Source organism: Mycoplasma crocodyli MP145, assembly GCF_000025845.1.
Taxonomy (GTDB): domain Bacteria; phylum Bacillota_I; class Bacilli_A; order Mycoplasmatales; family Metamycoplasmataceae; genus Mycoplasmopsis; species Mycoplasmopsis crocodyli.
The window spans coordinates 416775-432522 of sequence record NC_014014.1; the positions used below are offsets into that span (position 1 = coordinate 416775).

The 15748-nt window shown below is 26.3% G+C and carries 19 protein-coding genes; 11 read left to right on the plus strand and 8 right to left on the minus strand.

The genetic code is table 4. From position 1 onward, the window contains the following. Nucleotides 1–219: 219 nt before the first annotated feature. Complete coding sequence (locus MCRO_RS01790; RefSeq protein ID WP_238523093.1) at nt 220–1833, minus strand: potassium transporter TrkG; 1614 nt, start codon at nt 1831–1833, stop codon at nt 220–222. A 313-nt stretch (nt 1834–2146) separates the two neighbouring features. Here MCRO_RS01790 and rpsB point away from each other — a divergent pair, with 313 nt between their 5' ends. Continuing rightward, complete coding sequence (gene rpsB, locus MCRO_RS01795; protein ID WP_013054335.1) at nt 2147–3097, plus strand: 30S ribosomal protein S2; 951 nt, start codon at nt 2147–2149, stop codon at nt 3095–3097. Between the two features lie 2 nt (nt 3098–3099). Further along, nucleotides 3100–3975 carry a translation elongation factor Ts gene (gene tsf / locus MCRO_RS01800; RefSeq protein ID WP_013054140.1) on the plus strand — a complete coding sequence of 292 codons (876 nt, stop codon included), beginning with the start codon at nt 3100–3102 and terminating at the stop codon, nt 3973–3975. A 36-nt stretch (nt 3976–4011) separates the two neighbouring features. On the opposite strand, the gene MCRO_RS01805 is transcribed toward tsf, so the two are convergent. From MCRO_RS01805 to efp, 3 genes are all read right to left on the minus strand, one after another. Then, nucleotides 4012–6348: a hypothetical protein gene (locus MCRO_RS01805; protein ID WP_013054205.1), complete on the minus strand. Its 2337-nt coding sequence runs from the start codon at nt 6346–6348 to the stop codon at nt 4012–4014. A gap of 112 nt (nt 6349–6460) precedes the next feature. Continuing rightward, nucleotides 6461–6763, minus strand: coding sequence for an MMB_0454 family protein (locus MCRO_RS01810; protein WP_013054265.1), 303 nt, complete (start codon nt 6761–6763; stop codon nt 6461–6463). Next, the gene (gene efp, locus MCRO_RS01815; protein WP_013054765.1) at nt 6763–7326 is read right to left on the minus strand and encodes an elongation factor P; all 564 of its coding nucleotides are present in this window, start codon (nt 7324–7326) and stop codon (nt 6763–6765) included. Before efp ends, MCRO_RS01810 begins: the two co-directional genes overlap by 1 nt. Nucleotides 7327–7490: 164 nt before the next feature. Here efp and MCRO_RS01820 point away from each other — a divergent pair, with 164 nt between their 5' ends. After that, nucleotides 7491–7946 (plus strand): hypothetical protein, encoded by a 456-nt coding sequence (locus MCRO_RS01820; RefSeq protein ID WP_041594038.1) that lies wholly within the window; start codon nt 7491–7493, stop codon nt 7944–7946. Here the strand turns inward: MCRO_RS01820 and MCRO_RS01825 are convergent. Beyond that, on the minus strand, nt 7936–9453 hold the full coding sequence (locus tag MCRO_RS01825) for a phospho-sugar mutase (RefSeq protein ID WP_013054730.1): 1518 nt from the start codon (nt 9451–9453) through the stop codon (nt 7936–7938). The two genes, MCRO_RS01820 and MCRO_RS01825, sit on opposite strands and share 11 nt — an antisense overlap. An 86-nt stretch (nt 9454–9539) precedes the next feature. Between MCRO_RS01825 and MCRO_RS01830 the strand changes: the two genes are divergently transcribed. The 6 genes from MCRO_RS01830 to MCRO_RS01850 all read left to right on the plus strand — a co-directional run bounded on the left by MCRO_RS01830 (nt 9540) and on the right by MCRO_RS01850 (nt 12905). Continuing rightward, nucleotides 9540–10403, plus strand: coding sequence for an ECF transporter S component (locus MCRO_RS01830; protein ID WP_013054574.1), 864 nt, complete (start codon nt 9540–9542; stop codon nt 10401–10403). A 35-nt stretch (nt 10404–10438) separates the two neighbouring features. Beyond that, complete coding sequence (locus MCRO_RS01835) at nt 10439–10891, plus strand: transcription antitermination protein NusB (RefSeq protein ID WP_013054333.1); 453 nt, start codon at nt 10439–10441, stop codon at nt 10889–10891. Further along, on the plus strand, nt 10878–11306 hold the full coding sequence (locus MCRO_RS01840) for a hypothetical protein (protein WP_013054792.1): 429 nt from the start codon (nt 10878–10880) through the stop codon (nt 11304–11306). The genes MCRO_RS01835 and MCRO_RS01840 overlap by 14 nt, the downstream gene beginning before the upstream one ends. A gap of 7 nt (nt 11307–11313) precedes the next feature. Beyond that, on the plus strand, nt 11314–11604 hold the full coding sequence (locus MCRO_RS04180) for an aminotransferase class V-fold PLP-dependent enzyme (RefSeq protein ID WP_238523094.1): 291 nt from the start codon (nt 11314–11316) through the stop codon (nt 11602–11604). 199 nt (nt 11605–11803) lie between these two features. Further along, nucleotides 11804–12472 carry an aminotransferase class V-fold PLP-dependent enzyme gene (locus tag MCRO_RS04185; protein ID WP_238523095.1) on the plus strand — a complete coding sequence of 223 codons (669 nt, stop codon included), beginning with the start codon at nt 11804–11806 and terminating at the stop codon, nt 12470–12472. Next, complete coding sequence (locus tag MCRO_RS01850) at nt 12462–12905, plus strand: iron-sulfur cluster assembly scaffold protein (RefSeq protein ID WP_049757054.1); 444 nt, start codon at nt 12462–12464, stop codon at nt 12903–12905. Before MCRO_RS04185 ends, MCRO_RS01850 begins: the two co-directional genes overlap by 11 nt. On the opposite strand, the gene MCRO_RS04225 is transcribed toward MCRO_RS01850, so the two are convergent. Beyond that, nucleotides 12886–13017, minus strand: coding sequence for a hypothetical protein (locus tag MCRO_RS04225; RefSeq protein WP_274376992.1), 132 nt, complete (start codon nt 13015–13017; stop codon nt 12886–12888). The two genes, MCRO_RS01850 and MCRO_RS04225, sit on opposite strands and share 20 nt — an antisense overlap. On the opposite strand from MCRO_RS04225, the gene MCRO_RS04270 reads away from it, so the two are divergent. Both MCRO_RS04270 and MCRO_RS04275 read left to right on the plus strand, forming a co-directional pair. Next, nucleotides 13016–13213 carry a DNA cytosine methyltransferase gene (locus tag MCRO_RS04270; protein WP_369126129.1) on the plus strand — a complete coding sequence of 66 codons (198 nt, stop codon included), beginning with the start codon at nt 13016–13018 and terminating at the stop codon, nt 13211–13213. The genes MCRO_RS04225 and MCRO_RS04270 overlap by 2 nt on opposite strands. 22 nt (nt 13214–13235) lie before the next feature. After that, nucleotides 13236–13394 (plus strand): DNA cytosine methyltransferase, encoded by a 159-nt coding sequence (locus tag MCRO_RS04275; RefSeq protein WP_369126130.1) that lies wholly within the window; start codon nt 13236–13238, stop codon nt 13392–13394. Nucleotides 13395–13931: 537 nt separating this feature from the next. Here MCRO_RS04275 and atpC read toward each other — a convergent pair. Together atpC and atpD are read right to left on the minus strand one after the other, a co-directional pair. Then, entirely contained in the window at nt 13932–14354 is a 423-nt protein-coding gene (gene atpC / locus MCRO_RS01860) for an ATP synthase F1 subunit epsilon (protein WP_013054210.1), read from the minus strand. Then, nucleotides 14344–15744: a F0F1 ATP synthase subunit beta gene (atpD, locus tag MCRO_RS01865; protein ID WP_013054350.1), complete on the minus strand. Its 1401-nt coding sequence runs from the start codon at nt 15742–15744 to the stop codon at nt 14344–14346. The genes atpC and atpD overlap by 11 nt, the downstream gene beginning before the upstream one ends. Between the last annotated feature and the right edge of the window lie 4 nt (nt 15745–15748).

Sequence of the window (15748 nt, forward strand, 5' to 3'; positions counted from 1 at the left end):
AAATTTAAAAAGTTTAAAAGCGTGTATTTTTCATCATTTTTGCTTAAAAGTGGTTTTTTTGTAGATGAATGAGCCTTAAAATCATTTTTATTTTCAAAATGGTGAGTTTTTTAGTGAAAATGAAAATGATTAAAATGAGTATTTTTAAAAGCTTTTTTCAAGAATAATATAAGTATTAAGAAAAAATCACTATCTTTTAAAGATAGTAATTTTATTTTTTTATCCTATAACTAAGTCATCTTCTATATAACTATATCTATTAAAGTAATTCTTTTTTCTGCCTCAAACAAGTAGAGTTGAAGATACGCCAAATTGTCCGATAAACATTAAAAGTAAGATAACAATTATACTTGCAGTATTCAATTCTTTAGTTAATCCAGTTGATAAACCAGTGGTTCCAAAGGCACTTGATACTTCGAACATAATGTGCTCAATTCCGTAGTTTCTCATACCAATATATTTATCTACTGAATAATAAGAGTTGATTGATCCGCCGTGAATATCAAATGATGAAACGCTTATTAGACTTATTATCATGAGGAGTGATATTGATATTAATGTGACTTGAAAAGCCATTTTAACAGTATTTTTATTAATTGTTCTTTTAAAAGCAACAACTTCTTTTCTACCTAGCATTCTATTAACCAAACTCATTATTATAATAGCAAATGTAGTTGTTCTAATTCCTCCACCAGTTGATGATGGGGCAGCACCAATAAACATAGCCATTGTAAAAGTAGCAATTGTTCCTGGGCTTAAATTTCACATATCTATTGTTGTAAAGCCAGCTGATCTAGTTGAAAAACTCGAGAATAATAAAGCAAATAATTTAGAACCGGTAGAACCATACATTTGACCTAAATCAACATAAGGTTTTAAAACAGGATTATTTAGGTCAAATGTATTTAGTAATCTATCATCTTTGGGAATATAAACAAGATTTCAAAAAGATTCTTGATTAGTTGAAGTTATTTCAAAAATGAAACTAAATAGAAAGATAAAAATTAATACTCCAATATAACAAATTAAAGACATTTTTGTAAATAAAGAAAAATGATATTTTGTCTTTTTTCTCGTTATTTTATGAATAATAAAATTACTTATATCATATAGTGTTGGGAATCCTAAACCACCAATGACTAATAGTAATATAAAAATTATTTGAATACCATAATTTAAGTAATAAGGCATCAATGAATTACCACCTATAATATCGAAACCTGCATTATTTATTGCAGATATTACATGAAAAAAACCATATCTAAACGACAAAGATCAATTATTATAAGGAGAGATGTAATTGTTATTAATGTATTCTTTGATCCCTTCTGTTGTTTGTGGAGGAACATAGTAGAAATAAAAAGACAATAATAGTCCAAAAAGCAAGATGCAAAACAATAAAAATTTAACTGATGTTATTACTAATTTTGCAGTTTCATTTATTTTTATTCCACCACGCTCAGTATTAACTAAATTAATCTCACTTAACGAAATACTTTTCTTTCTAAGTATCCAATTTATAATGAATATTTTTATTGTAAATATACCTATACCGCCAAGCAAAATAAGTATTGCTATTATAGCTTGGCCAAACATGTTTCAATGTTTAAAAGTGTCAACAACCACTAATCCTGTGTCGCTAAATGCAGACGAAGTTGTAAATAAAGCTCCTATATATGAGATTCTATCTATCTTTTCGATCGATCCATTCATCTCAAAAGTTGTATTTTGAGTTCATGGACTTCATAAAAATAATGATGAAATTATCACTACAATAAAATAAATTAATAAAATGTATTTTATCTTTGATACATTTTGTCTTCAATTTTTCATTTTATAATATATTTTATAAATAAAAGAATCTCTTAATTTTCTCTTCATTTTTTCCTAACTTATCAATTATAAACTTAATAAATTCTAATTTACATAGAATTTGGTGTGTAAATATAAATTTATTTTAACAAAAAATAGTAAAAAACATAGTAATAAAATATTTAAAAAAGAAACATTAAATATTTAAAATATGCTAAAATTAAAAAGAATTTAAAATTCAATCAAATATATTTATGGATTCACTTGGGTGTGCTTTGAGAAGAGGTGCTAGGTGTTGGAAATAAATATTAAACTAACAAACTAAAGGAAAAAAATGTCAGAAAACACACAAAAAGAAACAGTTAAAAAAGAAACTGTTGCTAAAGAAGTTGTAGCTAGAGATGCTAAAAATCCTATTGTTTCTAAGGATAAACTTTTAGAAGCAGGAGCATACTTTGGTCACAAAGTTCATCAATGAAACCCTAAAATGAAGGAATACATTGTACCAGGTAAAACAAACCGTGGTGCACATATCATTGATATATCAAAAACACAAAAATACTTAGAATTTGCATATTCATTAATTAATAAATTTGCAGCTAAAAAAGCTAGTTTTATTTTTGTAGGCACAAAAAAACAAGCACATGCAGCTATCAAAGAAGCAGCAGAAAGAACTCAATCATTCTATGTAACAGAAAGATGATTAGGTGGAACACTTACAAATAATCAAACAATTATGTCTCGTGTTAAAGCTATGGAAATTTTAGAAGCTAAAGCAGCAAGTGGATTTAAAGGATATACTAAAAAAGAAGCAATAATCTTCCAAAAAGAATTAGATAAATTACATAAAAACTTAGAAGGAATAAGAAACATGAAACATATTCCACAAGTTATGATTGTTGCCGATCCGAACGAAGATGAAATTGCCGTTAAAGAAGCAAGAAAAAAAGGAATTAAAGTTATCGGTATCCTCGATTCAAATGCTAACCCAGATTCAGTAGATTTTGGAATTCCTGCAAATGATGATTCATCAAAATCAATTTCATTAATTATTACAATTTTAGCTGATGCTATTGTTAAAGCTAGAGGTGGGAAAGAATTATTTGCTTATCAACCAGATGAATTAATAGTTTTACCTGAATATCAACCCCCAGTAAATGCTAAACCGAAAAGAGTATTTCCTAATGGTAGAAGACCATTCAACAAAAACTTTTCAAAAGATTCAAATAGAGAAGGTTTTGAAAAAAGAGAATTCAAAAAACCTACTGAAGTTAAGGAGAATTAATTATGGTTAATATGGAAACCCTTAAGAAATTAAGAGAAAAAACTAACGCCGGAATGATGGATTGTAGAAAAGCTCTAGATAGTACAAACTGAGACCTGGCTGCTGCTGAAGAATGGTTAAGAGAAAATGGTATTTCTAAAGCTGCTAAAAAAGCAGATAGAATTGCTGCTGAAGGATTGGTAACAATTGCTTCAAATGGTAAATCGTCAGTATTAGTAGAATTAAACTCAGAAACAGATTTTGTTGCTAAAAACGAAAAATTTGTTAAATTACTTAATGAAATTGCTGCTGCGATTTTAAAAGCAAACCCTAAATCAAATGATGATGCTTTAAAGGTTAAATTGGCTTCTGGTCAAACAATAGAAGAAGCTTGCGTAGCTGCAACATCAACAATTGGTGAAAAAGTTTCATTCCGTCGTTTCTTCGAAGTGCATGCAGGAAAAGATGAAGTTTTAGGAAACTATGTTCATGCAAATGGTTTAATTGCTGCAATCGTAAGAATTAAAGGTACTAGTGAAGAAATTGCTAGAAATGTAGCAATGCACTTAGCTGCAATGAATCCTGAATTTATTTTTGAAAAAGATATGAGTGCCGAAAGAGTAAAACATATTAAAGAAGCTTTTGAAACTCCTAAAGATTTTGATAAAAAACCTGAAAAGATTCAAAAATTAATAGTTGATGGATGATATGCAAAACAATTATCAGAAATTGTTTTACTTGATCAATCGTTCATTATTGAAGATTCAAAATCAGTTGGAAAATACTTAGAAGATCATAAATCTACTTTAATTGAAGCAAAAAGATTTGAAGTTGGTGAAGGTATTGAAAAAGTTCAATCAAACTTTGCTGAAGAAGTTATGTCTTTTGTAAATAAATAATAATTAAAAATCAAGCCCATTTAATGAGCTTGATTTTTAAAATTCAAAATTTTTAAAAATTGTATTGAATAATTCCATTATTTCTTTTACTTGTTCTTTTGTTTCTCTTGAAAATTTAGAATTATCAAAATTTCTTAAATTAATTCCATATGAATCAGACGGTACTATGTTCTTGTCTTTCTCATTTAAGATAAAATTGACTTTTTCTTCTAATTTTTCTTTAAATGTTTTAATCATGTTCTTTTGTTTGCTAATAATTTTATTCAATTCTTGAATCTGATTGATTAAATCATCATATAAAAGATTTTTATCTCTATTAAATTCATTTATTTTTCTTTTTTCATTTTCCAATTTTTCATAATCACTTCTATATTTATAAATTTTCTCATCTAACCTTTTCTTATAATTTAGAAAATCTTCCAATGTACTTCCATTTGTATTTGCTAATTCTTTTCTAAAAATAATTTTTAGTTCGTTTTCTATTTGTTCTTTATAAATAGAAATATCTTGTAATGTTTCTTGATTAAAATCTTCAAGCATTTTATCGCTTATTTTAATCTCAATATTTGTCAATTGATTTAGGAACAAGTTGTTATATTCCATAATATCCATATAAGCAAAATATTTTGATTTTAATTCTGCGCTTTGCTTATCATTTTCATCAATTTTATTTTGAAAATCTTTATCAACTAATATATAGGCACTTAAACCTTGTTCAGCAGCTTGAATGTTTTTATTTTTTACATCAAGTAATTTGATGTCTTCTTTAAGATCTTCAACCATTCTATCTATAAGGTCTTGAAGTCCTGGCCTATCTTCAAAATCCATTGATACATACATTCCTTTAATTGTTGCATCTTGACTTTCTATATCGCTTTGAAGTAATAACGCTTCCTTTTTTAGGTTATTAATGCTTACCAATTTATCTACTTTTTCATTACTTTTACTATTAAAATTAAACATAATGTTTAATGAATTGTTTTCAATTACATTAATTTGTTCATGCAATTCATTTATATAAAGAGATTTATCACTAACCCTTACCATTTTAGTATTAAGATAAATTAATATATCACTATATTTTTCTTCGGATTTAATTAGAAATTCTTCAATTTTTAAACGATCTTTTTCGATTTTACCATTGTTGTCTTCAATATATTTTAATAAGCTATTAATTTTTTCATTAATAATAATTTCATCTTCATTTTTTATAACGGTGAGATGTTTTGAATATGTTGCTTTTTTGTTAATTAACATTGTTTTAACTATCAACTGTTTCTTATAAAATTCTAAGAATTTAATTTCGAAAAACTTTGCACTCTCTTCAGAGTCAAATTCCTTATTGATTAATAAATTAATTTTATTTAAGTTTTCTAATTCATTGTATAAATGATAATTTTGATAATCATTTAAACTCTTTTGGATGTTTATACTATCTTTTTGAAATGATAGTAATTCTTTTTTCTTCTTTAATTGAGTTTCTTCTTCTAATAATTTATGAAACAAATATTTTGTTTCGGTTAATGAGATACTTAGTAATTCATTATTTGAATTAATAAAATTATTTATTAAATCCATATGTTCATCTATAACTCTTGTTTGAACAAAATTGTTAAATTGATTGTTCAACTCATTAATATCATTATTATTTTGAATTAATTTATTTATAGATTTTACTCAATATTCAATTATTATTTTAGATGTTTCCTTATCTTTTTTTATTGTTTCTAACTTGGTTAATAATTCAGATAATTTTTTATTCTTCTCTTTTATTCTTCCTGAAAAGACATCGATTAACTTTTTATATTTTTCCTCTTTTTCATTACCTTTTTCTTTATTAGTTTCAAATATCAAATTGGCCATTAGAACGTTTTCTTGCTTTAATAAAATCAAATTATTTACAAACTCTATATTAAATTCTTTAATGGTTTTATTATTTTTATTTAATTCTATTCGCTTTAGATCTATTGCCTTAATATTATCATTAATTTTATTAACTTCTCTTACATCTGTTTTACTAATATTATTGTTTTCTATTATTAACTCTCTTGAGTTATTAAAAGATTTTTCAAGTTGTTTAGAAAAATTTTTTAATAATGTTACTTTTTTATCAATTTTAATATTAGTATCAAGATCTACTGTTCCATCTTTATTTTTAGACACTTCCTTTACTAAAGGTTTAGTTTCTTCAATTGCTGCATGATTTATAACTCTACTTTTTGTACTTTTATTAAGAGTTGCTTCCTTATTTGACTTGTCTATAGACTTTTTGTCCTTTTTAGTGACTATTATACTTGTTGCTACTATACAAGCGGTAGCAGCCATACCTATTGTACAAGCACCAAGTATTAATATCTTCTTTTTTCTATTCATATACCTCCATGCTGTTATTTAAAGAAATAATGATTTTGACAAAAAAAGTAAAAAAATAGCATTTGTAAAGTTAATACAAAAAAACAAGCCCATTAATTAGCTTGTTAAATAATTAGTAATATCCATTAAATTTGATTTGGATATTCTTTGGTTTAAAATCTATTAAATTAACTGTTTCTTGTTCCATTTTTTCAATAACTGTTTTAATTAGTTTGTCTAGATCTTTATTTCTCTTGAATTTAAGATCTAGAAATATTTCTAAGTTTTCATTTTTTTCATCAAAGCTTATTCTGGGATCGTTGGCTAATTTTACATATTTTATTTCATTAATAACTTTTGGTATAACATCAAGAAAAGCACTTTCATGTACTATATAGCTTTGATTCAAACTATATGATGATTTTATTATGTTCATTATTTTGAACCTTTACCTTGATATTTTCCTGTTTCGGTAGAAACTATAACATATTCACCTTCTTTAATGAACATTGGAGTTTCGATTTCGAATCCTGTTTCTAAAATTACTTTCTTTTGTGGATTTGTTGTTGTGTTTCCTTTAACTGCATCTGGAGCACTTTCTACCAACAATTCAACATTTGGTGATAATTCAACGTCTAATACTTCTTCTTGATATTTTCTTATTTGAACTTCAAGACCTTCCTTTAAAAAGTTTAATTCTCATTCAACGTTTTTAACTGGTATTTCAACTTGTTCATATGTTTCATTATCCATAAGAACAATATTTTCACCATCATTATACAAATAATTCATTCTTCTTTTATCTATGTGAGCAGGTTTAACTTTGTCACCACCTGTATAAGATTTTATGGTTGTAGAACCTGTTCTTAGATTCTTAACTTTAGCTTTTACATTAGCTTGTCCTCTACCTTGTTTTGAGTGTTGTGCTTCTAAAACAATGTAAATATCGTTACCGTCTTGGTAGGTAATTCCTGGTTTAAATTCATTAACATTAATCATGTTTTTCTCCTATTATTAAATAATATGTTTATTATATATTAATATGTATTTATTATTGCAAAATTTTAAATGTATATATACGGTGAACAAAATATTTTTTTAAAAACTTAAAAAAAGGAAAAAAAAGGGAAAATTCACCCTATAAAAAATCATACAATTAGGATATGAAAACACAAATTAATTTAATTCCTAGACTAGGAATCCTACAATTGAAAGAACAATTCGTAGAAAAAATAAATAACACAAAGAAAACACAACTTAACAAAAAAATCATCATAGTAGGAGAAGATGATGAATACTTTTTCTTTTTGGATGTTAAATCTAAAGAAGAAATTGCTGAAGATTATTTAAAATTAGATAGACTTTTTGATAAAAGCGGGTTATTGAATGAATTTATAGATATAGCTAGCTTGTATAGAATAAAGACAGAGAATTTAGTAACTAATCTTGAAAGAGATGAATACAATGAAATAATATGTTTTTCATTAGAACAAACTTGTGAAATTAGCATTCTTAAAAAGTTAATTGAATCATTAAATAAAGAAAACAAAAAACTACCTCGTTTAATAAATTTAATTAAAAAAGCATCAGGTTCTGATGCTTCATGTTCTAGTGTTTAATTAGAACTTCAATAATTTTTTGGTAATTTTCTAATTTATTTTGAGCTGTGGCTTCATCTTTGTCCAGTGCGAAGATATAAAATTTAATTTTTGGCTCAGTTCCTGAAGGGCGGTATGAAATTCAAGAGTTATCATCAAATTTATACTTAATCATATCAGTAGGATTATTATCATTTAAATAATCAATCTTTTGATATGTACTGTTTGGAAATGATAGAGAATTGAATTTTTCTCTAAAATTCTTGATCATAGACATATCACTCATTTCATGTGATATTGTTTTTGATTTTACAAATGAATATTTTCTATAAATACTATTTAATGCATCTATCAATGTCATACCTTTATTTTTATAGTATTGTGCTATTTTAATAATTATTACTAATGATTGCAAAGCATCTTTATCTCTTGCGAGTTCTTCATCTATTAACGAACCATAACTTTCTTCAAAAGAAAATAAATGTCTTAAATTTTGATTCTTATTAATTAAATCACCTATTCATTTAAATCCTGTTGGAACTTCAAAAACTTTAACATTATTTTTCTTTGCTATAATTGCTGGTAAATTGCTTGATACATATGAATAGACCATGTAAGTGTCTTCAAGATTACCTTTATTAAAATTAATTAAATAATCAAGTATTATTGTTGCCGTTTGATTTCCATCAAGTAAAACATATTCATCATTATGTTTAATCATTGCACCAACTCTGTCTGAATCGGGGTCGGTTGTTATTAATAAATCAATGTCATTGTTATTTCTTGCAACATTAATTAATTCGGTATAGGCACTTAGTGATTCGGGATTAGGATTTTCTGAATAAGTAAAATTTGGATCTTCAATCATTTGTTTTGTAGCAAAATAAGTATTTTTAATATCAACTAGAGCATCTAATATTCTGGTTGCGTAATATGCACCGGTCCCATGTTGAGGAGAATAAGCTATTCTTAAATTACCTTGGTTAAAACCACCTCCAACTTTTATTACTTTTTGAATATATTCACTTTTTAACTTTGGTTCTACATATTCAATATTTGAAATATCATTGTAGGTATCTAATGTATTTAAAATATTTTTATAAGGTTCAAAAAATGCCTTTAGTTCTTTTATTTCGTCAGGAAGCATTTGATTAGCATTTTTGTTATAAAGTTTTACACCATTATATTGAGCAGGATTATGACTAGCTGTAATATTAATCCCAATTCCAACTTTTAGTTTCAATATTAAATAACTTAAAAAAGGAGTAGGAGTTATTTCTTGGCTATAATAAACTTTTATTCCATATGATGAAATAATGTGAGCAAAAAGAAGAGCGAAATCTTTTGATTTTCTTCTATTATCTCTACCTATAACAACACTCTGATTTAAGCATTTATTTTGTTTTAAATATTTGGCAACCCCATTTGCTATTTGATATATATAATTTTCATTTAGTTGATTTTCATTTGGACCGAGTATTCCACGAATACCAGCGGTTCCAAAGTCAAGTTTTTCATAGTTTTTCATAAAAGTATTATATTAAAATAATTTTTGTATTGTAAAGATTAAAAAAGTTTTTCAATTATAATAACTATTATTATAAGGCAGGTAAAATGAAAGAACAAATTAATTCAAAAATCAAAAACACATTTAAATTAACGACTATGGAAATTGCAGTATCAGGATTTTTTATCGCTATGATTCTAATTCTTTCTGTATTTACAAAATATACAGCTTTTAGATTATTAAACCTAAATTTTAAATATTTATTTTTTATATTATTCGGATTCTTTTTAGGTTGATTTAAAGGTGCTGTTTTAGCATTTATTGCAGACACTTTAACGTTAATGATTTCCGGATCAATAGGCTATTGAATGTGAGAGTTTTCTATAATACCGCCAATGATATCTTTAGCTTCATCTATGTACTTTTATTTAGTAAGAAATGTTAAATGATTCTCATATATTGCACCAAATGTTATAGTTTTATTAGCCTTTTTTATGTCGTTATTAGTAATAATATTACAATCAAAAGGATTGAAAGAAGATGGTTTATTTACAATTTCAAGAACATTTGGAATCAACAAACTTTCAAGCGGAATTGTTATAGGTTTATCCATACTATTTTTCGGATTAATTATTCTATTAAGTGTGTTTTGGATAATATATTTTAAAACAAGAAATAAACGTATTATTTTGTACATAAGCGCCTTTGCTATAGTTGTTTTAGTCATTGTTATATTCAGATGAATTTGACATCCTATTGCATATATAAACTATTTAAATTACGTCAATAATTCAAAGCCGGGATACGCATTAAGAACTTATGGGGATTTCTATTATTTTTGAATGGCTAATAACATTCTTAAATCTTTAATAACGATTCCAATATATACTTCATTATTAATAATGTTGATACAACCATTTGAGTATTTAAGAAACAGATATTTAGTAGAACCTTTATTATACCAATATTAATAAATAGTTTATAATATTTTAGTATTGGAGTTATTATGGAAGTAAAAAAATCACGAAGACAAAATAGAGAAGAAGTAATTCAAGTTTTATATAGATTTGAACTTTTTAATGAGAAAATAGATGCAGCCATTGCATTTCAAGAGTTTAGTTTCTTATCAAATGAACAAGTTAAATTTATAGAAAAAATAGATAACAACTATGACTTTTTAAAAAGTATAATCGCTAAATTCTTAAATCAAAATTGAGCTTGATTAAGAATTCCACCGCTTATCAAAGCGATTTTAATAAATGCTTCAGCTGAGTTATTTACAATCCCACCAAGGATAGTGATAAATGAAGCCGTTGAAATAACTAAAGACTATTTTTGTATGACTCCAGATGATGATAAGTATTATAAATTTGTTAATGCTATTTTACAAAATGTATACAAGGCAATTGTTGCTTTGGAATCGAATCAACTAAAGGACGAAAAAGATGGCTCTAATTAAGAGAACAAAAATTGAAGCATTGGAAGATGCTCTAAATTTTGCTCTTGTTTACTTTAAAAAAACAAATACATGTAGTATTGAACTACATGAATTATTTTTATTAAAAAAATCTAATTTAGCAAAAAGAACAGTTGATTCTTATTATGAACTAATTGAATCTAAATTTGTAATAAATAATAAACCACTTTTCAAAAACTTTTTTTATTATTATTCTTATGAGATTTTAAAGTTCGAGTTTCTAACAAAAAAATCACATAAATTATTTACTGAAAATCCATATACATCAGCAAATAAGGATGAAATTAATAGTTTAAAGAGAGACTATTATAATAGCTTTATTGATGAACTTCAGAAGTTGGAATTAAAACATAGATATAACAACTTTCTGATGGATTTTTTAGAAATTATTAAATAGGAGAATTATGAATAAAGAAATAAGAAGTCAATTTCCAATTTTAAAAGAAATAACTTATTTTGATAATGCAGCACTTGTTTTAAAACCAACAAGTGCAATTAATGCTTTAAATTATTTCTATAATCATATTTCCGTAAGTACAAGAACAGCCGATACACCACTAGGAAATATCATAACTAAGACTATTTCTGATACCCGTAAAAAGATTGCTAAGCTACTCGATGATGCAGAAGAAAACATAATTTTTACCAGCGGAACAACGGAATCAATTAATAATATTTGCTATCATGATTTCTAGATTACTTAAAAAAGGTGATGTTATTCTTTTTGAGTGCATATAACCATTCATCAAACATGCTTCCTTTGAATAGAAATGGGCTAAAATCGGTTGGGCGCTTCAATAAAAGTTTCTGAAGATATTATGAATGATATTGATGAAAATGTAAAAGTAATTTCTCTATCACAAGAAACAAATAATTTTTAATGAGAATATTGATTTGGAAAAGATTTATAAAAAGGCTAAAAAATACAATTCGATTTTAATAAATGATGCTGCACAAGCAATAGCTCATGAAAAAGTGAGTTTTAATTCTTGTGATGTTATCGCTTTTTCTGCAAATAAATTTTATGGTCCTACTGGTTTAGGTGTTTTAGGGATAAAAAGTGAATTACTAAGAAAGGTCAGTCCAAGTAAATTTGGAGGCGGTTCAGTAGCAAATATTAATAAAGATAACTCATGAACACTAAAAGATACTATAACTATTTTTGAACCTGGAACACCAGATTTGGCTGGTATTTATATGTTTAATGAATCATTGAATTTCTTCGATTCAATAGGTTACAAAAGAACTAATGCAATTCTTGATGATTTAAGTATTTATTTACATAATGAATTATCTAAACTTGATAATATAGATCTTTATAGTAAACCAGGAGATAAAATTGCATTAATAAATGTTAAGAATGTTAATGCTCAAGATGTCGCTACTTATTTGGGGGATAAAAATATTTATACTATTGCCGGAATTTTTTGTGCTCCATATTTAAGAAATATAAAAAGTGATAATTCTTATTTAAGAATCTCATTAGCAATTTATAATAATTATGATGATATAGATAAGTTGGTTAATGAATTAAAAAATGGAGGTGATTTTCTTGAATTTTAATCAAAATAAAGCTAGAGAAATAATAATGAATAACTACTTGAATTCTCAATTTAGTTGTGATTTTTCTCATTTAGAACATAAGGAACGAACTTATTATAGTTCTTCGTGTGCTGATACATTAAAAATAAGTTTATTTTGAAACCAAAACAAACTTAACCAAGTTATTTATGAAGCTAAAGGATGTGCTATTTTTAAAGCTTCAAGTGAAATATTTTTAAAAAATATAATAGGTAAATCAAGTGAAGAAATTTACAAATATATTGAGTTATATTATTTATTTTTGGATAATCCTAATAATTTTGATGATCTTCTAATAGAAAAACTAAATGAATTATGATGTTTTTATAATGTTAAAATCCACCTTAATCGCTTATCTTGTGCTAAATTTATATGTGAAAGTATAAAAAAAGAGTTTAAGTTAGTAAACAAATAATGAAATTCAAGATATTAGATTTATTTAGTGGTGCTGGTTGTTTTTCATATGAATTAGAAAAGAATAAGTAATTTAAAACAGTTTTAGCTGTTGATTTTGATGGTAACGCCATAGAAACATTTACTAAAAATTTTCCAAATTCAAAGACTTTGACGGATGATATCACTAATAGTGATATAAAACAATTGATAATTAATCAATCAAAAAATCTTGGTGTTAACATGATTATAGGCGGTCTGCCATGTCAAGGTTTTAGTTTAAAAGAAAAAAACTTGGTCTTAATGATCTTGGGAATTTTTTATTTTTAGAATATATTGATATAGTAAAATATTAAAACCAGAAATTTTTATTATAGAAAATGTTAAAAATTTACTAAATACTTGTAATGGTTATTTTCTAAATGAAATTATAGAAAGAATGGAACACCATGGATATAACATAAGTTATGGAATATTAAATGGTAAGGATTTTTGGAGTTCTATAAAATAAAGAAAAAAATTCATTTATTACGAGATTAAATTATTTTAGCACCAAGATTTTTGGTAAGAAATTGTATTTCGGAACAATAAATACCATCAGAAAAAGAATTATTAAACGGAATAGCTTCTCCTACTGGAATATTAATAGAAATAAATACATTGTAGAATTAGTTAGACTATTTACACTTGATGAGTGTATGGGTTGTAAAGGAAAATATGAATTAAATAATAGAACTTTTATTCATAAAAAACTAACAAACCATATTTTGAGATTCATCATAATATTTCATTAGGTAATAACATAGCGTTGGATCATGAAAATAATTTAGTTAAATTATGACCTGTTTGCCATACCAATTTAAAACTTGGCATAGGGATGGAGTATGATCAAAAAATTATAATTTCAAATATCCTATTAAACAGTAAAACAGTTAAAGAATTCGCACAGAACTTTATGAATGAATATAATGAAGATAAACTCATTAACTCAATATATAAAAGTCTTAAGTAATTAAAAAAAGCATTTAACTTTTAAGTTAATTGCTTTTTATTTCTTGTTTATTTCATTATATGCTTCGATTTTTGAAAGAGCTTTTTTCAATTTAATTTCAAGACTAAATTTAGAGTTTGAATTTTGGTGAATTTGCATTTGTTCAAGTGCTCACTCTTTATCTCTGTTAGCTCTTGATAAATCAATATCTTTGAAATAAACTATATCATCGGTAATAATATTTACACGTTGAGAATCAGCATAAACCAATCCACCACCAATTGCACAACGTTGAAAATCTTTATCTTTTTCCGAATTAATATATAAGTTTCCTATTTCTATATTAGAAAAGAAGGGAGATTTATTTGCTTGTAATCCTATATAACCATTAGGTGTTTTTAATGTAACAATATTAACCATTCCTTCATAAAAAACCTTTGTTGGTGTTGTAATTGTCAAGTGTGTTTTATTATTTGCCATTATCCTTCTTTGCTCTAAGGATTACATCATCAATACTTCCGGCATATCTGAAAAAATCTTCTGGTAAATCATCAAAATCACCATCTAAAATTGCCTTAAAACTTCTTATGGTATCACTTAATCTTACATATGAACCCTGAATTCCAGAGAATTTTTCTGCGACATGAAAAGGTTGAGATAAAAAGTTTCTTATTCTTCTTGCTCTAGCAACTATTTTTTTATCTTCTTCAGATAATTCACCCATTCCTAAAATCGCAATAATATCTTGCAATTCTTTAAATCTTTGCAAGATATTTAAAACACCTTGGGCAACATTATAATGTTCATTACCAACAACTAAGGGATCTAGCAATCTTGAACTTGATGTAAGTGGATCGATGGCCGGATATATACCTAATGCAGCAATGTTTCTATCTAGAACAGTTTTAGCGTCAAGGTGTGTAAATGTTGTAGCAGGAGCTGGGTCAGTTAAATCGTCAGCGGGCACATAAACGGCTTGAACCGAGGTTATTGAACCCCTTCTTGTTGACGTAATACGTTCTTGCAATTGACCCATTTCAGTAGCTAATGTTGGTTGGTAACCAACTGCTGAAGGCATACGACCTAGTAAAGCAGAAACTTCTGAACCAGCTTGAGTAAATCTAAAAATGTTATCAATGAATAATAAAACATCTTGGTTTTGTTCGTCTCTAAAATATTCAGCCATTGTTAATCCTGTTAGTGCTACTCTCATACGAGCACCGGGAGGTTCATTCATTTGTCCGAAAACTAATGCTGTTTTATCTAAAACACCAGCAGCTTTCATTTCATGGTATAGATCATTCCCTTCTCTAGTTCTTTCACCAACTCCAGCAAAAACAGAAAGACCATTGTGTTCGGTTGCTATATTGTTTATTAATTCTTGAACAAGAACTGTTTTACCAACTCCAGCACCACCAAAAAGCCCAATCTTTCCACCCTTAGAATAAGGAATTAATAAGTCAATAACTTTTATTCCTGTTTCTAAAATTTCACTTGTTGATTTTTGTTCTTCATATGTTGGTGGAAGTGCATGAATAGGGTTAAGTTTATTTCATTTTTGACTAGGTAGTAAATCAATTGGATTTCCTAACACGTCAAACATTCTGCCTAATACTTCATTTCCAACCGGAACAGAAATAGGAGCACCTGTATCTATTACTTCTAAACCACGTGAAAGACCATTCGTTGATACCATTGAAATACTTCTTACGGTATCATCTCCAATGTGTTGCGCTACTTCAAGAGTAAAAATTTTGTTATCATGTTCAATGGTAAGAGCGTTTAATAACTTTGGAAGTTTACCATTTGCAAATCTTATATCTACAACAGGTCCTAATATTTGTATAATATTACCTTTATTTTTTGTCATATTT